The sequence below is a fragment of the Lentzea sp. NPDC051838 genome (assembly GCF_040681245.1).
Classification (GTDB): domain Bacteria; phylum Actinomycetota; class Actinomycetes; order Mycobacteriales; family Pseudonocardiaceae; genus Lentzea.
This window is the reverse complement of record NZ_JBFAYI010000024.1, coordinates 111509-134135: the sequence shown is the minus strand read 5'-3', so window position 1 is coordinate 134135 and position 22627 is coordinate 111509. Positions and strand designations below refer to the sequence as shown.

Below are 22627 nucleotides of genomic sequence, written 5' to 3'. Positions count from 1 at the left end.
GGTTGGGTCAAGTCGACACGCTTTTCGTCGACTTGACCCAACCCCTCTGGTGTGGCTCGCTCCGCTACGACTCGTGACGGGACCCACCCCACCAACGCAAGCACCTACGCAACAGGCAGCCGCCCAAAGCAACAGGCGTGCCATCAACCCGAGAGCGGCGCGGGTGGGTCTTTGATCAGATTGGCGGGGTCTGGGGCGGAGTCCCAGAAATCAGCAGATAGCTACGCCCGCAACAGCACCACCTACGGACACGAAACCGCCACCCGCCACCGAAACAGGGAGACGGCAACGGCAACCGACGCGCGCGGCCGAAGGCCGCTCACGCAGACTCGCGCCGAACCAACACAGTAGGCAGCATCTGCTTCTTCGTCTTAACCGTCTCATCCCGAAGCAGCTTCATCAGATGCTCGACCATGTGCTTGACCTGCTCATCAGAATCCTGCCGCACCGAAGTCAACGGCGGAGCCGTGTGCTCAGCAATAGCCACATGATCGTCAAACCCGACCACGGCGACATCCTCAGGAACCCGCCGCCCAGCCTCCTGCAACGTCTCCAACGCCCCAGCAGCCATCAAGTCAGAAGCCACAAACACAGCATCCAACGCAGGCACCTTGGCCAGCAGCGAGGCCATGGCCTTCCGCCCACCCTCACGAGTGAACCCACCATCCTCAGTAACCCGAGCAGCCCCCTTGTCGTCCAGACCAAGAGCCGACTTGAACCCGTTCAACCGATCAATGGCGGACAACTCGTCCAACGGCCCGGAAACGTGCACGATCTTCCGCCGCCCCAACGACTTCAGATGCTCAGTGGCCAGCACAGCGCCACCCTCGTTGTCGTTGTCCACGAGGTGCATCCCCCGCAGCGACCCCCAGGGCTTACCGGCGTACACCACCGGCAGCGGCAGCTTCTTCACGATCGACACGAGCTCATCGTTGCGGTGCGGCGCGAACACCAAAGCACCATCAACGTGCCCACCGGCCAAGAACCGGTGCGCTCGAGCCTGGTCGTCAGGCGAGTGCACCAGCATCAGCACCATCTGCACGTCGACATCGGCCAACGCACGCGCCCCGGCACGGATCAGCCGGGCGAAGTGCGGGTCGTCGAAGATCTTGGGCTCCGGCTCGGAGAACACCACCGCGACGGCACCCGTCCGACGCGTGACCAACGCCCGTGCGGCACGGTTCGGCTGGTAGCCCAGGGCCAGGACCGCTGCGTTGACGGCCTCCAGCGCTTCGGGGCTGACCCGCGGCGACGCGTTCAGCACTCGTGACGCCGTGGCGCGGCTGACCCCAGCCCTCGCGGCCACGTCCTCCAACGTCGGACGCGCGTGGTTGGACACGTGCACCACCACTCCTCGATGAAAACCTTTGAGCCGCCGGTCAGCTTAGCCGCAAGCGATCTCCGAGGAGGGTTTCCGCGCTGTTCATCGTGTTTTTTCAGCTATGACCGTCGCAATTGGCGTCTTCAGGGCACGCCCGCGCGGCGCAATGGACACGCGGAGCAGACCGTCCTCTCGGCGTGTCGTGGTCTCCAAACCGGCTCGTGCGGCCGTGCGGACGAGGGAGTTCTCCGAGGGCAGGCACCACGCCACGAGCTCGGAGTAGCCGGCGGCGCAGGCGTCGGAGGCGAGAGCGCCCAGCAGGGCAGTGCCCACGCCTCGGCGCTGCCACGCGTCCTCGACCAGCAGCGACACCTCGGCGCAGTCCGGGGTTCCGGTGTGGATGAGCTGTCCCAGAGCGACCACCTGGTCCGCGCACTGGGCGAGGACCGTGGTGCCGCGCGGCGGGTTGAGCAGGCGGTGCAGCCAGCGGCGGGGCAGCGTGCGCATGCCGGAGTGGTAGCGGTTGAACAGCGTGGCCATCGAGCAACGGGCGTGCAGGGCGGCGACCGCGTCCTCGTCGGAGTCCGAGCCCGGACGCAGAACCAGTGCCACGCCGTCGGTGCTGAGCATTCCTCGCATCGTGGGCGCCGGGGTGTCCAGGAGGTCGAGCAACGCCTGGGCACGTGCGAGCTCGACCTGGGTGAACCTGGCCCAGCCGCGGCGAGCGACCATCTCTCCCAGCTGGACCTGGCCTTCGCAGGCTTCCCCGTAGGTCACGGCGTCGGCGGCCAGCACCTGACGGAGTGCCTCGGCGGTCTTGTCCGGATCGGACAGCGCCATCCCGGCCGCGCGCAGCACGGCCGTGGGCGCGTCCACGAGATCTCTCATGTCGGCTCCAGTGATTCCAACGCACTTGCCACCCTCGGTGCGCACGATGTCGACGAGGTCGGCCGGCAGCACTCCCTCACCGGCGCGCACGACGATCTCGTCGAGCACCCCGCCGGGAACGGGGATCACCTGCAACGCGAGGACGTTGCAGTCGGCCGCGGCCAGCCGGACGGTGACGCGGGCGAGCGCGCCGGGGCTGTCGCTGAGTTCGATGCGCATGCGCCAGGTCGTGGTCATGCGTCAAGAGTTCACCGAACTTGTTGCCTCGAGACGAACCGCGGGTAAAACGATCCAAATAGGGTTCGCGGCATGAGGAGAACACTGACCGCGGGCCTCACCCTGCTCACCGTCACCGCTCTGGCCACGCCGACCACCGCCGCACCGGAAACGGCGCCACGCCAGGCGACGCTGACGAACTTCGCCTCACTGCCCGCGGAGACGTACCTGCCCGGCAGCGAACCGAGCGGTGCGGCGCTGGGGACGGCCCCGATCAACGGGGTCACGCCGCCGTTCGCCGACCAGCCGATCCAGGGCTTCAGCGGGCTGGTGCGCAACAGCGACGGCACGTTCGACGTCATCTCGGACAACGGCTACGGCACCAAGGCCAACAGCGCCGACTGGCTCCTCCGCATCAACCGCATCGCGCCGAACTTCAAGACCGGCGCCGTCGACGTGGTCGGGGGCATCACGCTCACCGACCCGAACCGGCACATCCCGTTCGCCCTCACCAGGCCGGACCGGGTGATCACCGGCGCGGACATCGACGTCGAGTCCGTCACCAGGGGCGCCGACGGCACCTACTGGATGGGCGACGAGTTCGGCCCCTACCTGCTGCACTTCGACCGCGCGGGCCGCCTCCTCGCCCCGCCGGTGCCACTGCCGGACGTGCGCGCGCCCGAGAACCCCGCTGGCAACCCGAACCTGGGCGGCAGCAAGGGCTTCGAGGGAATCACGCTCTCCCCCGACGGCAGGACGATCAACGCGCTGCTGGAGGGCACGGTGGCCGGTGACACGCCCGGCACGCTGCGGCTCAACGAGTTCGACATCGCGTCCAACTCGTTCAACGGCAAGAGGTGGGTCTACCAGCTGGAGGACCCCGGCTTCGCCATCGGTGACGCGATCGCCGTCGACAGGAACCGGTTGCTGATCATCGAACGCGACAGCGGCCAGGGCGCCACGGCCAAGCACAAGCGCGTCTACCTCGCCGACAAGCGCGACCGCGACCGGGACGGCAAGCTCGACAAGACGCTCGTCGCCGACCTGATGAACCTGGCGAACCCGAAGCACGTCGGCGGGCAGGCGGACCCGTTCACGTTCCCGTTCATCACCATCGAGGACGTCACGATCCTCGACGACCGCACGCTCATGATCCTCAACGACAACAACTTCCCGTCGTCGTCGGGCCGCACTCCTGGCAAGCCGGACAACAACGAGTTCATCACCATCAGGCTCGCGGACAACCTGCACGCCGACCCGAGGGTCCTGCGCAGGCGATAGACAAGAGAGCGCTCTCACCTGTGGCACAGATGTATCCGCAGGTGAGAGCGCCAAGGCCCCCTCGGCCCGTCTGTTCGGCTAAACGGTGTAGCCGTGCGCCGGAAGCCCGTTCTGCCCGATGATCCGGGAGAGCGTGACAGCGCTTTCCTTCACCGTACGCCGCTGCGTCTCGAAATCGACGTGCACGATTCCGAACCGCTGCGAGTACCCGGCCGCCCACTCGAAGTTGTCGAGCAGCGACCACGCGAGGTAACCGCGGATGTCGGCCCCCTCGGAGATCGCCCGGTGCACCGCGCGCACGTGGTCCACCAGATAGCGAGTCCGCTCGACGTCGACCACACGGCCCATCGGGTCCACGACGTCCGGGAACGCCGAGCCGTTCTCCGTGACCACCAGCGGCACCCCGCCGGCGTCGCGCGAGAGGCGGACCAGCAGTTCCGTGAACGCGTCGGCGTTCTGCTCCCACCCGAACCCGGTCAGCTCGCCCTGCGGCGGCTGCAGCGCCACGCCGCGCAGGCCGGCGTGCGGCCCGGCGGGCACGTGGTCCGGATCGGCCGGTGCCACGCGGGTCGGGTTGTAGTAGTTGACGCCGATCCAGTCGACCGGGGTCGCGATGGTCTCCATGTCCCCGTCGCGCACCACGTTCGTCCAGTCACCCAGCCAGGTGGTGTCTTGGAGGACGTCCAACGGATAACCGCGGCCGCAGATCGGGTCGAGCAGGATGCGGTTCTGCAGCCCGTCGACCTTGCGGACGGCCTCGGCGTCGTCACCCCAGATGGTGCTGAAGTTGAGCACGATCGACAGCCGGTGCGACTCCGGTGCCTGCGCGCGCAACGCCTGGGTGGCGAGGCCGTGGGCCAGCAGCAGGTGGTGCGCCGCCTCCAGGGACGCCACCGCGTCCGTGACGCCCGGCGCGTGGATTCCGTTGCCGTAGCCCAGGAACGCGGACACCCACGGCTCGTTCAGCGTCGTCCAGGCCTGCACCCGGTCGCCCAGCCGTTCGTGCACGAGGGCCGCGTAGTCGGCGAAGCGGTAGGCGGTGTCCCGGTTGCGCCAGCCGCCGAAGTCCTCCAGCACCTGCGGCAGATCCCAGTGGTACAGCGTGACCAGCGGCTGGATGTCCTTCTCCAGCAACGAGTCCACCAGCCGGTCGTAGAACGCGAGCCCGCGCTCCTCGACCCGGCCGCTGCCGCTCGGCTGGATCCGGGGCCACGCGACGGAGAACCGGTAGGAAGCCAGCCCCAGCGACTTCATCAAGTCCACATCGGACTCGTACCGGTTGTAGTGGTCGCAGGCCGGATCACCCGTGTCACCGGCCAGCACCTTGCCGGGCGTCGCCGCGAACGTGTCCCAGATCGAGGCGCCACGACCGTCCACTGTGGTCGATCCCTCGATCTGGAACGCCGCGGTCGCCGCTCCCCACAGGAAGTCCGGCGGGAAGGTCAGCACCTCCCGCCCGACCTCGACGTCCGAGTCGGTCGTCATTCACTCATCCCTTCACCGCGCCCTGCATGATCCCGCCGACGATCTGGCGGGACAGCAGGACGAAGATCGCGATCACCGGCAGCACCGCGAGCGAGGCACCGGCGAGCATCAGCGAGTAGTCGGTGTAGTACCCGCTGGCCAGCGTCGACAAAGCGACCTGGACCGTCGGGCTGTCGTTGGGGTCCAGCACGATCAACGGCCAGAAGAAGTCGTTCCACGCCGTCATGAACGTGAACATGCCCAGCACCGCGGCTTGTGGCCGCACCGCGGGGAAACCGACGTGCCAGAACGTCCGCAGCACCGAGCACCCGTCGACGCGCGCCGCCTCGATCAGCTCGTACGGCACGGTCTCCTCGCACGCCTGGCGCATCCAGAACACCGCGAACGACCCGATCAGCACCGGCACGATCACGGCCTGCAGCGTGCCGTACCAGTCGAGGTCGGACATCAGCATGTACAGCGGGATCACGCCGAGCTGCGTCGGCACCATCGCGGTGCCGAGCACGACCAGGAACAGCGAGTCGCGACCCTTGAACCGCAGCCGCGAGAACGCGAACCCGGCCAGCGTGCCCAGCACGACGTTCGAGATCGCCACGGTCGCCGCCACGATGAACGAGTTCTGCATGGCGAGCCAGAAGTCGACGGTGTCGAAGACGCGGCTGATGTTCTCGAACAGGTTGCCGCCGGGCACCAGCGGCGGGACCTTCTCGCCGAGGACCGAGTTGTCCTTCGACGCCACGATGAACGAGTAGTACAGCGGGAACACCGACGCCGCGAGCACGGCGACCAGGAACCCGTACAGCAGAGGGCCTGCCTTGGCGTTCTTCACTCAGGTCACCCCTTTCCCGCGATGCGCCGCGTCAGCGAGAAGTTGACGACGGCGACGAGCAGGACGACCACGAACAGCATCCACGCGACGGTGGCCGCGTAACCGGCGTCGAACAGCCGGAAGCCCTTCTCGTACATGTACATCACCAGCGTCTGGAACTGCCGGTCGGAACCACCGCTCGAGTTGTTCGCGGCGAACCCGGGGTCGAACAGAGCGGGTTCCGCGAACAGCTGCAGACCGCCGATCGTCGACGTCACCACGGTGAACAGGATCGTCGGCCGGATCGACGGCACGGTGATCGACCAGAACATCCGCCAGCGCCCCGCACCGTCCAAAGTGGCCGACTCGTACATGTCCTTCGGCACGGCCTGCATCGCCGCCAGGTACAGCAGCGAGTTGTAGCCCGTCCACCGCCACATGACCATTGTGGACACCGCGAGGTGCGACGCCCACGTCTCGGCGCGCCAGTCGATCGGGTCGATTCCGATCAGCCCGAGCAGGAAGTTCACGATGCCGAAGTCGCGGCCGAAGAACTGCGCGAACACCAGCGCCACCGCGGCGACCGAGATGACGTTGGGCAGCAGCACGCCCGCCCGCCAGAAGGCGCTGCCCCGCAACCCTCTGTCGAGCACCGCCGCGAGCCCGAGCGCCGCCAGCAGCTGCGGCACCGTGGAGAGCACGAACAGGCTGAGCGTGTTGAACAGTGCGTTCCAGAACTTGGCGTCGCCGAAGAGCTCGACGTAGTTGGCGAGACCGACGAATCCCTGGTTGCCGTCGATCAGCTGCCAGTCGTGCAGCGACACCCACGCCGTGTACACCAGCGGGTAGAGCCCGAAGATCCCGAACACCAGGAAGAACGGCGCGATGATCAGGTACGGCGTGTACTTGGCGTCCCAGCTGCTCAGCCGGAAGCGCTTCGGAGGCTCAGAAGAAGGAACCGAGGCGGCCGGAGCCGCCTCGGTCTTCGTGCCGACAGCCGTCACTTGACGGCGTCCTGCGCTTCCTTCAACGCCTGCGTCCACGCCTCAGCAGCGGACTGCTTGCCCTGCTCCACGCGCTGCAGAGCGCTGTTGAAGATCGGCGTGACCTTCGAGTCCTTCGTGCCGCGGTAGGTCGGCTTCAGCGACTCCGCCGAGGTCGCGAAGATCTGGCCCACCGGCGCCTTGTTGAAGTACTCGTTGACCGTCTGCTGCACCTCGGAGTCCTTGTAGACCGCCGGCTGGCTCGGCAGGTTGCCGGTGTCCTTGAAGATCCGCTTCTGCTGCTCGGGGGCCGTGAGCCACTTGGCCAGCTCGTAGGCCTCCTTGGGGTGCTTGCCCTGCTTCGGGATCGCGAGGAACGAGCCACCCCAGTTGCCGCCACCGCCGGGCGCCGTCGTCACGTCCCACTTCCCGGCCGCCGCGTCGCCGGCACCCGCCTTGATCAGCGCGAGCGCCCAGGCCGGGCACGTGGTCGTGGCGAACGAGCCCTGCTTCAGGCCGACGTTCCAGTCCTGGCTGAACGGCTCCAGCGCACCGGTCTGCTTCTTGGTGCCGAGCTCCGCCGCCGTGTCGAACGCCGTCTTCACCTTGTCGTTCTTGTCGGCGAAGTAGGAGTCGTCCTTCTTGAAGTAGCCCTCCTCGGTCTGGTCGAGGATGGCCTTGTACGGGTTGCGACCGGTGTCGACGAACTTCACGCCCGGCGTCTTGGCCGTGAACTGGTCGGCGACCTTCGCGTAGTCAGCCCACGTCGGCCAGAGCTTCGCGACCTCGGCCCGCTCCGTCGGCAGGCCCGCCGCCTCGAACAGGTCGCGCCGGTAGCAGAGACCCAGGCTGCCCATGTCCGTGCCCAGCCCCAGCACGAACTCACCGCCGTCCGCGGTGCCCTGGTTCCACTTCCAGTCGGCCCACTGCGACTTCAGGTCCTTCGCGCCGTACTCGGCGAGGTTCACGAACTTGTCCTTGGACGCCCGGAACTGGGAGACCACGCCCTCTTCGAGAGCCACGATGTCCGCCGCACCCCTGCCGCCCGCGAGCTGAGTCGCGAGCTGCGTGTTGTGCTGCTCCATCTTGACCTTGCGCTGCTCGACCTTGATGTTCGTGTGCGAGGCCTGGTACTCCTCGATCAGCTTGTCGTAGCCGAAGTCGGAGAAGAGGCCCAGCGACAGCTCAACCTTGCCGTCGGCCTCGGAACTCCCGCCGCAGCCCGCGGCCAGAACCATCACGAGGGTCGCAGCGACGCTGCCGACCAGCCTTCTGCTCATCCGTCCTCCTCGACGACGCCGCATTGGCGCAGCTAACTGTGATGAGAGCGCTCTCACACTCAACTGGCGAGGCGCGGGTGTCAAGCGGTCGACATCGTTCCGTAACTTTGTAGGGGCAGGCAACAAAAACCTGTGCCGGAACGGCGAGCGTCTCGGTTGGGTCCGCTCGGCGGCCCCGGAGACGACGAAGAGGGACGACCGGGCCCTCGCTCCGGTCGTCCCTCACCCCAGGTAGAGGGGGTTTCGGGCCGAAAGTGACGCGCGCTGTCGAAGTTTTTTCGGGAACTTTTGGTTCGATCCCAGCCGAACGGGTAACGCAGCGGAGGCCCGGTGCCCCGACAGCACCGGACCTCCACCGATCCCCCGGTCGTGCGGCCCCTGTAACCGCACTCCCGAACCCGCCAGGTTCGGCCCCCGACAGCCGGAGCCAGGCGGGGAGTCACCTACGCCTCTGCCATCCCCGCCACGATGGAGTTCCGCGCCGCCCGGCGAGCGGGCAGAGCAGCGGCGACGATCGCCGCCACCACGGCGAGGCCGAGCATGATGCCGATCTGGCCGAACGGGATGGAGAAGCTGATCCGGAACTCCGAGTTGGAGATCGCCTCGACCAGCAGCCACCCGAACCCGGCGCCGAGCAGGACGCCCACGACCGCGCCGATCAGCGCCATCAGGATCGACTCGACCACCAGCATCTGCCGCAGCTGGCCTCGGGTGAGGCCCAGCGCCCGGAGCAGGGCGGACTCGCGGGTCCGTTCCAGCACCGAGAGCGTCAGCGTGTTCGCGATGCCGAACAGGGCGATGATCAGCGCCAGGCCCACGAGAGCCCAGATGAACAGCAGCACCTGGTCGATCTGCGAGTTCAGCTCGGCCTTGGTCTCGGCCGCGGAGTTCAGCACCGCGACCGGCGAGGTCGCGATGACCCGTTCCAGGTCGGCGCGCGCCACCGTGATGTCGGTGCCGGGCGCGAGCTTGACCAGCAGTTTCTGGTAGCCCTTGGGCGCGTTGTCCTTCAGGATCGACTGGGCCGCGGGCAGCGTCACGATGCCGGAGCCGTAGCTGTTGTCCTTGATCAGCGCGACGACCTTGAACTCCTTGTCGGCGATCTTCACCAACTGCCCGATCGCCAGGCCGGACTCCTTGGCGTCCTTCTCCCGCAGCACGATCTCGTTGTCCTTGAGACCGGTCAGCGTGCCGCCGGCCAGCTCAGGACGGACCAGCGAGCCGATCGCGTCGGACGGGAAACCGGTCACGTCGCCGTACTTGAGCTTGTCGGACTCGCCGTACGCGCTGAGCTCCGGCGCGATCTGCGCGACGTTCTTGACCTTGGCGAGCTCGTCGGCGAACTTCTGGGTCAGCGGCTGGTTCCAGACGTTCGAGCTGACCTCGTAGTCCGCCGGGAACCGCTTGTCGACCTGCTGGTTCATGGTTTCGCGGCCGCTGCCGGCCACCACGGTCACCATCGCGACGATGGTCACGCCGATCATCAGCGCGGCGGTGGTCGCGGCGGTGCGCTTCGGGTTGCGGCCCGCGTTGGCCGAGGCCAGCTTGGCCGGGACACCGCGCAGGGCCGTGCCGAACAGGCGGTTCACCAGCGGCACGTACAGCGGGCCGAGGAGCAGCACCGCGAACAGCAGCACCATCGTGGCGCCGCCCGTGATGAACAGCGCGGGCTCTTCCTTCTCCTGCTGGAGACCGAAGTAGACACCCGCACCACCGATGAGCGCGATCAGCGTGGCCACGACGATCCGGACCTTGCCGGTGCGGGCGACGTCGTCGGAGCTGTCCGGCTGCGAGCGCAGGGCGGCCACCGGGGCGACCTTCGTGGCGCGGCGAGCCGGGAGCACGGCCGACAGCACGGTCACGATCACACCGACGCCGAAGCCCGCGACGATGGTCACCCACGAGATCGGCAGCCTGATCGGGGCATCCTCACCGCCGGGGCCACCCACCGTGCTGATGAGGGCCTGCAGGCCCGCCGAGACCCCGATGCCACCGAGGAGCCCCAGCACCGATGCCGCGAGACCCATGAAGAGCGCTTCCGCGAGCACGCTGCGGAAGACCTGGCCTCGTTCCGCGCCGACGCAGCGGAGAAGCGCGAGCTCCTTGGTGCGCTGGGCGACGAGGATGGTGAAGGTGTTGTAGATGACCATGCCGGCGACGATGAGCGAGATGGCCGCGAACGCGAGGAGAAACGTCTTGATCTCGCTGGCCGCGTCACCGACCTGGGCCAGCGTCTCCTGGGTCAGCTGCTCGCCGGTCTGCACCTTGTAGCCCGAGCCGATGGCCTTGTTGATGTTGTCCGCGAGCTGCTGCTGGGACACGCCGTCCTTGGCGACCGCGACGATCTCGTAGATCCGCTGGTCGGGGACCAAAGTGCGCAGGCCCTCCGGTGAGACCACGACGTGGTCGCTGCCCGACATCGAGAGGCTGCTCGCGCCCTGCTGGTAGGTGCCGACGATGCTGAACGAGTGCTCGACGTTGTCCTTGTCGAGCATCTTCAGCTTGTCGCCGACCTTGAGCTTGGCGATCTGCGCGGTCTTGACGTCGATCGCGGCCTCGTCGGCCTTGGCCGGGAACTTGCCTTCCTTGAGGTTGAAGTCCCGCAGCTTCTCCGTCGTCGGCAACGGCTGCACCAACGCGTTGCGCGCCTTGCCGTCACCGCCGAGCAGTGCCGCGTTGCCGAACTCGCGGGAGTCGGCGCCCGCCACTCCTTGCGTGGCGCGGACCTTCTGCAGGACGTCGGCGGGGATGCCGTTCTCCTGCCGGTTGTTCTCGTCCATGTGCACCGCGGCGTCGACGTTGCGAGCGCTGCGGGCGAAGTTGTCCCTGGTCTGTTCCCCGACCGCGTCGCCGAGCACCAGGGTGCCCGTCACGAACGCGACGCCGAGCGCGATGGCGATGCTGGACAGCACCAACCTCGCCGTGCGGGCACGAAGCCCCGCAAGGATCGTCTTCAGCATCCGGTCACGCCCCCAGGTGCGTGAGAGCGTTGACGACGGACTCGGTGGTGGGCTGGTGGATCTCCCCCGCGAGACGGCCGTCGGCGAGCAGCACCACGCGGTCCGCGTAGCTCGCGGCCACCGGGTCGTGCGTCACCATGATCACGGTCTGGCCCAGCTTGCGGACCGACATGCGCAGGAAGTCGAGAACCTCGGCACCGCTGCGGGAGTCCAGGTTGCCGGTCGGCTCGTCCGCGAAGATGACCTCGGGACGGGCGACCAGGGCACGGGCACACGCCACGCGCTGCTGCTGGCCACCGGAGAGCTCGGTCGGGCGGTGGGTGAGGCGGTCACGCAGGCCGAGCACGTTGACGATCGTGTCGAACCACTGCTTGTCGGGCTTGCGGCCGGCGAGCTCCAGGCCCAGCAGGATGTTCTGCTCGGCGGTCAGCGTCGGCAGCAGGTTGAAGGCCTGGAAGACGAAGCCGACGCGGTCGCGGCGCAGCTTGGTCAGGTCCTTGTCGTTGAGCTTGGTGATCTCGGTCTGTCCGATGTGGATCGCGCCGCTGTCCACCGTGTCCAGTCCCGCGAGGCAGTGCATCAGCGTGGACTTGCCGGAGCCGGACGGGCCCATGATCGCGGTGAAACGACCGGCCTCGAACGCGACGTTGATGCCGTCGAGCGCCCGCACCGCGGTGTCACCCTTGCCGTAGACCTTCACCAGGTTGTGGGCCGCCGCGGCGGTCCGGGTGCCGACCTCGGACACCAGTGCAGACATAGCTCGTGCCTTCCTCACAGGGGATGTTCCTTGACGAGGAAGAAGCTATGAGTTCGCTGAGTGAGCGGACATCAACTCCGCGACGCGTTGCGCATCAGCCTGAGGTATGACAACCGACGCTATTCCAGCAGACCTCGGTCGTACGCGATCGCCACCGCTTCCGCCCGCCGGGAGGCCCCCAGCTTCGCCATGATGCGCGAAAGATGCACGGAAACGGTCTTCTCGCTGATGTAGAGCTCCTCGCCGACCTCGCGGTTCGTCCGTCCGGCCGCGACCAGCGCGAGCACGTCGCGTTCGCGAGGGGTGAAGAGGTCGAGGTGCTCGCGTGCCGGTTCGTCAGCCCTGAGGGTGATGCGGGCCCGCTTGGCGCACGACGCGATCGCCTCGGCCAGCGGCACCGCCTTGAGCCTCGTCGCGACCTCGTCGGCCAGACGCAGTTGTTCGGCGGCTTCGTCACGCCGATCCGCGCCCAGCAACGCCTCCGCGAGCCTCCACCGGCACAGCGCCTGCTCGAACACGAGCCCGTACGCGAACTCGTCGATGGCCTTCTGCCACAGGTCGGGGTCGCCGGAGCCGTCCAACCGGGACTCCTCGGCGAGCGCGCGGGCCAGCCAGGCACGGCCTTCCGGACCGAGGACACCGGCGCGAGGCTTGCCGTTCTGCGCGGTCAGCCGCACGTGCTCAGCGAGCTTGTGCCCCTCGTCGACCGCCTTCTTCTCGGCATCGGAGTCTCGCTTGCGACGGGCTTTGGCCGCGATCTCCGCGTGCGCCGCGATGCCGATCGCACCGATCCGGATGCCCGCGAGCATCCACGGACCGCCGAGCTTGCGCGCCCACGCCAGCGCGTCCGTGACGCGTTCGACCGCCAGTTCCGGACGGCCGCGCCACAATGCCAGCTCCGCGCCGGTACCACCGTTGATCAGCGCGATCTGGATGTCCCGGTGCCAGTCGGCGCGCAGCTTCGTGATCATCCGCTCGGACTCGGCCAGGTCGCCGCGCGAGACCGTGAGGTGCGTGCTCGCCGACGCCAGCCTCGCGAGCACCGTCGACGACACCGACATGCCGGGAGGTTCGCTCGCCCAGGCCGCGTAGTCCCAGTCGCCGATGTAGTAGTGCACGAGGACCTGGAGGATGCGGATCTCCAGCCCGTACATGCTCCACGTCAGGCCGGTCTCCTTGGCCCGCTCGCCCGCCAGGTTGTAGACGCGCGCCGCCTCGGCCAGTTCGCCCTGGTCGTAGTGCATCAGGCCGTAGTAGTACCAAGCCCTCAGCTCGTTGTTGACCGCGCCGACCTCGCGCGCGCACGTGATCGCCTTCTCGAAGCTGACCTTGGCCTCGTCGTGGTGGCCCGTGTGGTCGTCGAGGATCGCGAGCGTGCCCAGCGCGTCCGCGACCGCACCCGGTGCGTTCGCCGTCTGCCCGTCCGCGATGGCCAGCAGCGCGATCTCCCGTGCCGCGTCGTCCTCTCGTTGCTGACGCAGTGACGACGCCTTGCCCGCCAGCACGCGAGCACGCGTCGGGCTCGGCTCGCGCCCGTAGACGAGGTCCATCGCCTTGCCGAGGACCTGGAAATGCTCCTCCTCGTTGCCGTCGAGGATCGCCAACGCCTGCGACAGGCGCAGCCAGATCTCGGCGGCTTCTTCCGGCGTCTGCTCCGCGGTGATGGCTTTGGTGGCGCTGCGGGCGAACGCGACGGCTCGCTCCGGTTGCCCTGCCGTGCCCGCGACCCAGCTGGCCCGGCGCAGCAGCACGGACTCGTCCACATCGGACGGACGTTCGGCGGCCGGGACCGCGTTCCACAGGTTGAGCGCCTTCTCCAGGTAGCGCAACGACTCCGCGGGCGCACCGGCCCGTTCGGACTCCTTCGCGGCCTCGATGGAGGCCTTCAACGCTCGTGGCAGGTCGTGGCTCTCGAAGGCGTGGTGGGCCAGCGCCGCCCAGGAACCGCGTTCGTCCAGCCGGTGCGCGAGGTGCTGGGCGTAGGCGGCGTGCAACCGCACCCGTTCGCCCGGCAGCAGATCGCCGTAGACGGCTTCCCTGACCAGGGCGTGCCGGAACGTGTAGACCTCGTCGTCGTTCACGACGAGCAGGTGGTGCTGGACGAGCTCGCGCAACGCCGTGTCGAACGCGATGTCCGCCATGCCCGACACCTCGTGCAGCCGGTAGTGCCGGACCCGGCGGCCCCAGACCGACGCGACGCGGACGACGTGCTGCGCTTCCGGCCCGAGGCTCTCGACGCGGCTGAGCAGCACGTCGGCGAGCGCGGACGGCAGCGACCTGGCGTCGTCACAGGTGGCCACCGCGATGAGCTCTTCCGCGAAGAAAGCGTTGCCCTCGGACCGTTCCGCGACCTGCTGGAGGACGTCCTGCGGCAGGTCGTCGGACAGCGCCTCGACGAACCGGCGGGAGTCCGCCGCGTTGAACGGCGACAGGTCGAGCCGTTCCACCGCGGACAGCCGCACGAGCTCGGACAGCAAGGGGCGCAACGGATGGCTGCGGTGCAGGTCGTCCGCGCGGTAGGTGCCGACGATCAGGATCCGCTGGGAACGCAGGCGGGCCAACAGGAACGACAGCAGGTAGCGCGTGGACGCGTCGGCCCAGTGCAGGTCCTCGACGACGAACAGCACGCGCTGACGTTCGGAGAGTTCGGTGAGCAGGCCCAGGACGGCGTCGAACAGCTGGAGCTGACCGACGTCCTGCTCCGGCCTGCGTCCCGGGATGAGACTGGGCGCGATCATGCCCTCGGTGCCGGGCTCGCGTTCGGCCGGAAGTGCCAGCCCCGGCAGCAACATCGCGAGCGCCGGGCGGTTGGCGGCGTCCTTCAGCGTGCTGAGGGCTTCCGCGAACGGCAGGTACGGCAGGCCGGTCTCACCGGCGTCGAGGCACCGTCCCATGAGGACGAGCGTGTCCTCGGCGCCGGCGGCCAGCTCGTCCACCAGCCTGGTCTTGCCCACGCCCGCGTCGCCCGCGAGCAGGACCGCTCCCGCCTGGCCGTTTCCTGCCTGCGCCAACGCGGCGCGCAACCGGTCCAGCTCGCGGTCGCGCGCGACCAACGGGATTCCGGAACCGAGGCGCGCCACGAGTGGCATGTTTGCACACGTCATGCGCCGGTGCTGCTGTGTTTCGCAGAGGTGCGGTGGATCACGCGGCTGATCCACGACGGCTTGCTACCGTTCGACCGCTGCCAGTTGCACTGAGCGTTGCCGCGGCGGTAGTCGATCTCTGCCTTGATCGCCTCAGGGGTCCATTCGTTCATGACGCCGAGAGTGCTGCTGAGGCCTTACCTCAGGCATCGGGCGATCACGCACTCCCCGCCCGCGAACCCCTTACTACCCGGTCACCAGCGGACACTCGCCCTCAGCCGACGGTCACCGCTCGGGCCCTGGCCAGCCTGGCGCGGATGCCGTCGGCTTCCGGTGCGCCGAGTTCGGTGAAGAGAGCCAGCGCGCGCTGCCAGTGCGCCGCCGCCCCCGCCGCGCCGAGCTTGTCGAACACCGCGGCAAGCCGATCGTGCGCCAGCGCCTGGTGGTACGGCGACACCGCGTCACAGGCCACGGCCAGCGCCACGCGAGCCGACGACAGCGCGCCCTCGGTGTCGCCGGTCTCCAGCAGCGCGGTCGAGATGTCGACGTGGCACGCCGCCTCGCCGCACTGCTCGCCGACCTCGTGGTACATCCGCAGCGCGACCCGCAGCCACGGCATCGCGTCGTCGAAGCGCTGCGTCGTCAGGTACAGCAGCCCGAGGTGGTGGTGCGCGTTCGCCTCTGCCCACTTCGAGCCCGCGATCCGCGAGATCTCCATGGCCTCGCGGTAGTGGCTCTCGGCCTCGGCAGCCCTGCCCAGGTCCTGCAACGTGCCCGCCACTGTCGTCAAAGCACGCGCCTGCTGGTGGACGTCTCCCTTGCGCCGAGCCACTTCCAGCGCGCCCTGCTGGGCCTGGAGGGCCTCGTCGAACCGCTCGAACTGCAGCAACGCCACGCCCAGGTTGAACTGCATGACGAACCTGGCGTCGTCGTCGTTCAACGCGATCGCGGCCTGCAACGCGGCTTCGGTGATGCGCAACGACGTCTCGCGTTCGGTCCGCAGCCACAGGTACCGCGACAACGTGTACGGCAGCTGCCACGCGTGGACGTGCCAGCCGGCGACCGACGCGTGTTCCGTCGCCGCGATCAGGTTGGCGCGTTCGGTGTCGAACCACGCCATCGCGTCGGCCGGACCCAGGAGCGTCGGCACGTGCGCGGGACGGTGTTCGGGAGCGACGAGCACACTGCCCCGGTTGATCGGGAGCATGCCGTCGGCCAGGTCGGCGCAGTGCAGGTAGTAGTCGAGCATCCGGCCGGTGGCGGCCCGGCGTTCCGGCTCGGACAGCTCGCCCGCGAGGGTCTTGGTGTAGACGCGGACCATGTCGTGGGCCACGTGCCGCCCAGGGTCGCCGACGGACAGCAGGTTGGCCGCGGTCAGCGCGTCCAGGGCTCGTTGGGCCTCCAGCAGCGGCACCTCCCCCATCGCCGCGACCACGTGCGACGAGAGATCGGCACCGGGGTGCAGACCGATGATGGCCAACAACCGCGACGGCACCGGCGGCAGCGCACGGCGTGAGGCGTCCAGAGCGGCCCGTACGGTGCCCTCACCGTCCTCCAGACCCAACGCGGCCAGGCGCCCGTGCTCGTCCTGCAGTTCCTCGACGAGCTCGGCCACGCGCAAACGTGGGGACACGGCGAGACGCGCGGCGGCGATGCGCAACGCCAGCGGCAGCCCGTCGCACAGCTCGGCGAGCTGACGCAGTGCGGGCGCCTCGATGTCCGAACGACCGGCGATGCGGCCCAGGACGTCGACGGCGGCCTCCGGGTCGAGCATGTCGAGCTCGATCAGCTTGGCCTCGACCTGGGCGACCAGACCGACCAGCCGGCGACGGGACGTCACGACCACGCACGACGGCGCGCCCGGCAGCAACGGCAGCAGGTCGGCCGAGCCGCGGACGTTGTCGAGCATCACCAGCATCCGGCGGTCGGCGAGCAACGTGCGCAGCAGCGCCGAGCGTTCGTCGACCGAGACGGGGGTGTCACTGGCCGGGACGCCGAGAGCGCGCAGGAAGCGGTTGAGGACCTCGCCGATCTCCAGCGGCTCGCGGTTCGGGTCGTAGCCGTGGACGTCGACGTAGAGCTGGCCGTCCGGGAACTCCTCGCGCACGCGGTGGGCCCAGTGCAACGCCAGCGCGGTCTTGCCCACGCCTGCAGGACCGGTCACCAGCATCACCGGGCCGTCGTGGCGGTGGAGCAGGTCGTCCATCACGGCCAGCTCGGCGTCGCGGCCGATCAACGAGACAGGAGCGCGCGGGAGCTGGGCCGGGATCGTGACCGGCGCGGGTTCGGGAGCGGCCTGCTGCGGTACGCGAACGGGCGCGCGTTCCGGCTCCGGGCTGTCCCCCGCGAGCACGGCCTGGTGCACGCGCCGCAGTTCCGGGCCCGGTTCGACGCCCAGTTCCTCGATCAGCACGCGGCGAGCTTCTCGATAGGCGGCGAGTGCCTCGGCCTGGCGACCCGCCTGGACCAGCGCGCGCATGAGCAGGCCGTGGCCGCGTTCGCGCAACGGGTGCTCGACGACCATCGAGGTCAGCTGCGACACCAGCTCGGGACCTTGGCCGATCGCCAGCCCCAGCTCGGCGCGTTCTTCGAGCACGGCCAGACGGCGTTCCACGAGACGACCACGTTCGACATCGCAGAAGAGACCCGAGACGCCACCGAGGGGCTCGGCGCGGAACAACGCCAGTGCGTCGTCCAGCTCGACCGCGGCTCCAGCCAGGTCACCGGTCGCGCGCATGCGGTTCGCGAGCAGCACTTGACGTTCGAACACGTCGAGGTCCAGCGCGCCGGACTCGACGCGCAACAGGTAGCCGTCGCCCACCGACGTCAGCAGCTCGGCCGGAGCACGGCGAGCACGGCTCGGTTCGAGGGCGCGTCTCAATCCGGCGACGTAGGTCTGGACCAGGTTGACCGCGCTGGAGGGCACGTTGTCGCCCCAGACGGCCTCGATGATCTGACCGCGGCTGACCGGGGTGTTGCGCGCGAGCAGCAGTACCGCGAGGACGGCGCGCTGCTTCGCGGCGCCAAGATCCACCTCGTGACCTGCGCGAACGACCCGGAGGAGGCCGAGAACCTCGAACCGCAGGGGTTCCTCGCCGTGCGTCACCGATCTGTCCTTCGCCTGGTGGCCACCTGGAGCTTGAAGATCACTTCAGTCGGGCTCCAGTCGTGCTGTAGAAGCCATTCTTACGCTTAGCGTGTCCAACCAACCACAGACGGCGAGATCAACGGAAACCGGAGATCGAGTAGTCGGAACAGGTTGGACCGGACAGCGGATCACCCGCTGCTCCCCATGATCGACGTGGGTCGGCCGGCGTGCAAGGGGCATCCAGCCCGCGGCGGCGGAACGCCGGCCGGCCCACGTCCCCTAAGTGCAGAAGGCCCCGACCGGGAAACCGGTCGGGGCCTTCTGGCTTCTGTCTTCTCAGCCGACGAAAGAGCCGGTCTTCGCGGCGGCGAGGAAGGTCTCCCATCCGGCGTCGCCGAACCTCAGCCGCGCGCCGTCCGCGTTCTTGCTGTCACGGACCGCCGCACCGGCTGAGACGAGCGCGATCTCCACGCACTCGGGCCCACCGGCGGACGAACGGCTGCTCTTGCGCCAACGCAAGCTTTCCACTGTCTGTTCACTCCCGGTCGCAGTTCACGCGAGAGTGCGAGCGATCTCCGTGATCAGGGTTACCGAGTCCCTGCTGTTCAGGGCGGATTTCACCAGACGCTCGAACATCTCGGCGTACCAATGGACGTCCGACTGTTGTTCCAGGTAGACGCCGCTTCGTGTGCTTTCGATGTAGACGACGTCGGGGTCGAGCTGCTCCGGAAAGCTCAGGATGACGAACGGGCCGTCCATCGCAGCATGACCACCGGCGGTGAACGGCACGACCTGCATCGTGACGTTCGGCAGTGCACCGACTTCGAGAAGACGCGCCATCTGGGTGCGCATCACCTCGGTGCCGCCGACGAGCCTGCGCAGGGCGGCTTCGTCGATCACGACGTGCAGGCGCAGCGGGTCGTCCTCGCTGAGCAAGGCCTGCCGTGCCTTGCGCAACCGAACCCTGCGGTCTATCTCGGGGGTGCTCGCGTCAGGCAGCACCTGGGAGATCAACGCCCTCGTGTACGCCTCGCACTGCAGCAGGCCGGGGATCATCAGCCCCTGGTAGGTCCTGATCGAGTCCGCGTTGGCCTCGTACCCGACGTAGCGGCCGGGCGCGATGTCACCGAACTCGTCCCACCACGCCTTGCGGCGGGCCTCCCTGGCCAGCTGGACCAGTTCCTCGAGGGTGGCGGTGTCCGCACCGTAGGCCGTGAGCATGTCCCGCACGTCCCGCGGGCTCACCCCCACGCGCCCCGTCTCGATGCGGCTGATCTTGGAGGCCGAGCACTCAAGACGCTCGCCCACCTCCTCGATCGTCAGCCCGGACACTTCACGCAGTCGCCTCAGCTCGCTCACGAGCCGGCGCTTGCGCAGGGTCGGGCTGCTACCCCGTGGCATCCACACCTCCTGGTTCGCGTCTCAGTTTGAGACCGAAGGAGGCCGTCGCAAAGAGACGTCATCCATTCGTGTATTGCAACTTGCAGATCGCAGGGAGCGCGCGCCAGGCTGCATGGGTTGCTTACGCAAGGACTGGAGCTCTGAGCCTGATGGCCGTCACGGTGTTCAGCCAACTGGACAAGTCGCTGCACTCCCATCTGGCCACTCTCACCGAGCTCGCCCAGCGCGGCGACGACCAGACCGCCCTCGTGCTCGCCAGGGTTGAGCTGCCGAGGGTGGTCGCGGTGGTCAAGGCGTTGCTGGACGAACACCAGCCCGACGAGCACGGCCGGTGCGCCACCTGCAAGCGCGGCTGGTTCTCCCGCAGGTTGCCCGCACCGTGCCGTGCCTACCTCTCGGCGCAGCTGATCCTGACCGTGGTGGGCCAGGAGACTTCACACGGCAAGCACCTGCGCTCGGTAGGCTGAATTCCGAAACTCGATAGTTCTTCAGTTCCGTCCTGACTTGGGCCGGCTCCGCACCCCCCGACCGGAGCCGGCCCTTCTTCGTCGTCACCTCTTGTGACGTGACGGGTCAAGATCAACACGGTTGGCTGAAAGATCTGCCACAGCACCGATTCCGCCGCCATCATTGGTGGTGACGCGGCCTGATCACGACCCTTGATGCCTGTGCCGACACGGAGGTGCTCCCGTGCCGACCCCGCATGACCGCGCCGACGCGCTCGCTGCCGTCCGGCCGCGTCGTCTGCTGCCCTTAGAGGCCTTCTAGCGAACTCCCCCTCCCCTCGCCCTGTGCCTTTTCCGCACAGGGCCATGTCGTTGTTCCGAGGAAAGGAATGCTGTCGTGGACCATCTACAAAGGACCAACGCGGACGTGCACACCCCGCACGGCCCTCCGCTGATCCTCAAGCACGACCTGCCCGCGAGCTTCGTGCTGTTCCTCATCTCGATCCCGTTGTCGCTCGGCATCGCGCACGCCACGGGTGCGCCGTTGATGGCGGGGATCATCTCCGCGGTCATCGGCGGTGTGGTCGTCGGTGCGATCAGCGGGGCGCCGTTGCAGATCAGCGGACCGGGCACCGGACTCGTGGTGATCGTCGCGTCGCTGGTGGCTCAGTTCGGCTGGGCGGCCACGGCGGCGATCACGCTGGCCGCGGGCGTGCTGCAGCTGGCGTTGGGACTCACCGGGATCAGCCGCCTGGTGATGTCGCTGTCCCCCGCCGTGGTGCACGGAATGCTGGCGGGCATCGGCATCTCCATCGCCGCGGGGCAGCTCGTGGTGGTGCTGGGCGGGACGGCGTTGTCGACCGTGCCGGAGAACCTGGCGCTGCTGCCGGGCGTGCTCGGGTCGTCGCACCTCGGGTCGTTGCTCGCCGGTGCGGTGGCGATCGCGGCTTTGCTGCTGTGGCCCCGGGTTCCGCGTGCCTCGCTGGTTCCGGCGCCTTTGGTCGCAGTCGGACTCGCGACCGCGTTGGCGTTCGTGCTGAAGCTCGACGTGGCGCGGGTCGACCTGCCGGACAGCCACGCGCTGGTGTTCCCGGAGATGCCCACCGGAAGCGCCGGGTCGGTGGTCATGGCCATCGTCACGGTCGCCTTGGTGGCGAGCATGGAGTCGTTGCTGTCGGCGGTCGCGACCGACCGGTTGCACGACGGGCCGCGGGCTCGGCTGGACAAGGAGCTCATCGCGCAGGGTACGGGCAACGTGCTCGCGGGTGCGTTGGGCGGGCTGCCGATCAGCGGCGGGCTCGCGCGGAGCTCCACGAACGTCGCCGCGGGCGCGAAAACCCGCTACAGCGCCATTCTGCAGGGTGTGTGGATCGCCGTGGCGGTGCTGGCGTTCCCGCGCCTGCTGGAGATGATCCCGTTGGCGGCCCTGGCGGGGGTGCTGTTCGTCGTCGGGCTGAAACTCGTGTCGGTGGACCGGATGCGGACGTTGCTGAAGCACCGGGAGTTCCTGGTGTACGCGGCGACCGCGCTCGGAGTCGTCCTCTTCGGACTGCTCGAGGGTGTCGTCGTCGGTCTGGCCATTGCGTTGTTGCGCGCGTTGTACCGGTTGACGCACTGCTCGGTGCGTGTCGAGGGCAACCGGGTGTGCGTGCGCGGATCGTTGGTGTTCCTGGGAGTCGGGCGGCTCGTGCGCGAGCTGCGGCGGTTGCCGTTGGGCCAGCACGTGGTGCTGGAGCTGCACATCGACTACCTGGACCACGCGTCGTACGAGGCGATCAACGACTGGCGCGACGGCTACGAACGGCTCGGCGGGCGGGTGGAGGTCGACGAGGTGCACGACACCTGGTACGACCGCGCGGACCAGGGCAAGCCGGGGCGGCGCAAGACGTTGCCCGGTCCGCTGCCGCGCTGGTTCGCCCCGTGGTCGCACTGGCAGGGCTCGCCGGTGACGCTCCCGGCGCAGCGCTCGTCCGCGGAAAGCGACCCGATGCTGGTGGGAATGCACGAGTTCGAGCGGCGGTCGGCGCCGTTGGTGCGGCCGTTCCTGCAGGAGCTGGCGGTGCGCGGGCAGCGGCCGCAGCAGCTGTTCATCACGTGCGCGGACTCCCGCGTGGTGCCGAACCTGATCACCACGTCCGGGCCCGGTGACCTGTTCTGCGTGCGCAACATCGGCAACCTGGTGCCGATGGCCTCCGCGGACGACAGGTCCGTCGGGGCGGCGATCGAGTACGCGGTGGAGATCCTCAACGTCAGCACGATCGTCGTGTGTGGACACTCCGACTGCGGCGCGATGAAGGCGCTGGTGAAGGGATCCGCGTCGCGCGGCTCGCACCTGCACTCGTGGCTGCGCAACGCCGAGCCGTCGCTGATCCGGTTCCACGCACCGACTTCGTCCGGCTGCACCGAACTCCCGGTGGCGGACCGCCTGGCCGTCGCGAACGTGGCTCAGCAGCTGGACAACCTGCTCGGCTACCCGAGCGTCCGCGAGGCCATCTCGGCGGGCACGCTGACGTTGAAGGGCATGTACTTCGACATCTCGAACGCCCGCGTCTACCTGGTGGACCCGGACCGCAACGGGCTCGAACCGGTGCCGTCGCCGGCCTAGAAAGCACTGAAGCCGCCTCGGTTTC

At 68.5% G+C, this 22627-nt stretch carries 16 protein-coding genes; 3 read left to right on the top strand and 13 right to left on the bottom strand.

The window, feature by feature from the left end; all coding sequences use genetic code 11:
* Positions 1–319: 319 nt before the first annotated feature.
* Positions 320–1345: a LacI family DNA-binding transcriptional regulator gene (locus AB0M24_RS35865; protein ID WP_363777914.1), complete on the bottom strand. Its 1026-nt coding sequence runs from the start codon at positions 1343–1345 to the stop codon at positions 320–322.
* A 78-nt stretch (positions 1346–1423) separates the two neighbouring features.
* Positions 1424–2446 (bottom strand): GNAT family N-acetyltransferase, encoded by a 1023-nt coding sequence (locus AB0M24_RS35860; protein WP_363777913.1) that lies wholly within the window; start codon positions 2444–2446, stop codon positions 1424–1426.
* Between the two features lie 72 nt (positions 2447–2518).
* On the opposite strand from AB0M24_RS35860, the gene AB0M24_RS35855 reads away from it, so the two are divergent.
* Positions 2519–3706, top strand: a complete 1188-nt coding sequence (locus AB0M24_RS35855) for an esterase-like activity of phytase family protein (protein WP_363777912.1) — start codon at positions 2519–2521, stop codon at positions 3704–3706.
* Positions 3707–3784: 78 nt separating this feature from the next.
* Here the strand turns inward: AB0M24_RS35855 and AB0M24_RS35850 are convergent, their stop codons facing one another.
* From AB0M24_RS35850 to AB0M24_RS35800, 11 genes are all read right to left on the bottom strand, one after another.
* On the bottom strand, positions 3785–5191 hold the full coding sequence (locus AB0M24_RS35850) for a GH1 family beta-glucosidase (RefSeq protein ID WP_363777911.1): 1407 nt from the start codon (positions 5189–5191) through the stop codon (positions 3785–3787).
* 4 nt (positions 5192–5195) lie between these two features.
* Positions 5196–6020: a carbohydrate ABC transporter permease gene (locus tag AB0M24_RS35845; RefSeq protein ID WP_363777910.1), complete on the bottom strand. Its 825-nt coding sequence runs from the start codon at positions 6018–6020 to the stop codon at positions 5196–5198.
* A 5-nt stretch (positions 6021–6025) separates the two neighbouring features.
* On the bottom strand, positions 6026–6925 hold the full coding sequence (locus tag AB0M24_RS35840; RefSeq protein ID WP_363777922.1) for a sugar ABC transporter permease: 900 nt from the start codon (positions 6923–6925) through the stop codon (positions 6026–6028).
* Positions 6926–6999: 74 nt separating this feature from the next.
* Positions 7000–8262: an extracellular solute-binding protein gene (locus AB0M24_RS35835; protein ID WP_363777909.1), complete on the bottom strand. Its 1263-nt coding sequence runs from the start codon at positions 8260–8262 to the stop codon at positions 7000–7002.
* Positions 8263–8705: 443 nt separating this feature from the next.
* Complete coding sequence (locus AB0M24_RS35830) at positions 8706–11222, bottom strand: FtsX-like permease family protein (RefSeq protein WP_363777908.1); 2517 nt, start codon at positions 11220–11222, stop codon at positions 8706–8708.
* Between the two features lie 4 nt (positions 11223–11226).
* Complete coding sequence (locus AB0M24_RS35825) at positions 11227–11979, bottom strand: ABC transporter ATP-binding protein (RefSeq protein WP_112272950.1); 753 nt, start codon at positions 11977–11979, stop codon at positions 11227–11229.
* A 119-nt stretch (positions 11980–12098) separates the two neighbouring features.
* On the bottom strand, positions 12099–15068 hold the full coding sequence (locus AB0M24_RS35820) for an AAA family ATPase (RefSeq protein WP_363777907.1): 2970 nt from the start codon (positions 15066–15068) through the stop codon (positions 12099–12101).
* Positions 15069–15079: 11 nt separating this feature from the next.
* On the bottom strand, positions 15080–15235 hold the full coding sequence (locus AB0M24_RS35815; RefSeq protein WP_363777906.1) for a hypothetical protein: 156 nt from the start codon (positions 15233–15235) through the stop codon (positions 15080–15082).
* A gap of 101 nt (positions 15236–15336) precedes the next feature.
* A complete protein-coding gene (locus AB0M24_RS35810) occupies positions 15337–18168 on the bottom strand; it encodes a BTAD domain-containing putative transcriptional regulator (protein ID WP_363777905.1) in 2832 nt (943 codons plus the stop codon).
* A gap of 318 nt (positions 18169–18486) precedes the next feature.
* Positions 18487–18669, bottom strand: coding sequence for a DUF397 domain-containing protein (locus AB0M24_RS35805; RefSeq protein WP_363777904.1), 183 nt, complete (start codon positions 18667–18669; stop codon positions 18487–18489).
* Between the two features lie 33 nt (positions 18670–18702).
* The gene (locus tag AB0M24_RS35800) at positions 18703–19551 is read right to left on the bottom strand and encodes a helix-turn-helix transcriptional regulator (RefSeq protein ID WP_363777903.1); all 849 of its coding nucleotides are present in this window, start codon (positions 19549–19551) and stop codon (positions 18703–18705) included.
* A 149-nt stretch (positions 19552–19700) separates the two neighbouring features.
* On the opposite strand from AB0M24_RS35800, the gene AB0M24_RS35795 reads away from it, so the two are divergent.
* Positions 19701–20018, top strand: coding sequence for a hypothetical protein (locus AB0M24_RS35795; protein ID WP_109633430.1), 318 nt, complete (start codon positions 19701–19703; stop codon positions 20016–20018).
* 376 nt (positions 20019–20394) lie between these two features.
* On the top strand, positions 20395–22602 hold the full coding sequence (locus AB0M24_RS35790; protein WP_363777902.1) for a bifunctional SulP family inorganic anion transporter/carbonic anhydrase: 2208 nt from the start codon (positions 20395–20397) through the stop codon (positions 22600–22602).
* Positions 22603–22627: the final 25 nt, after the last annotated feature.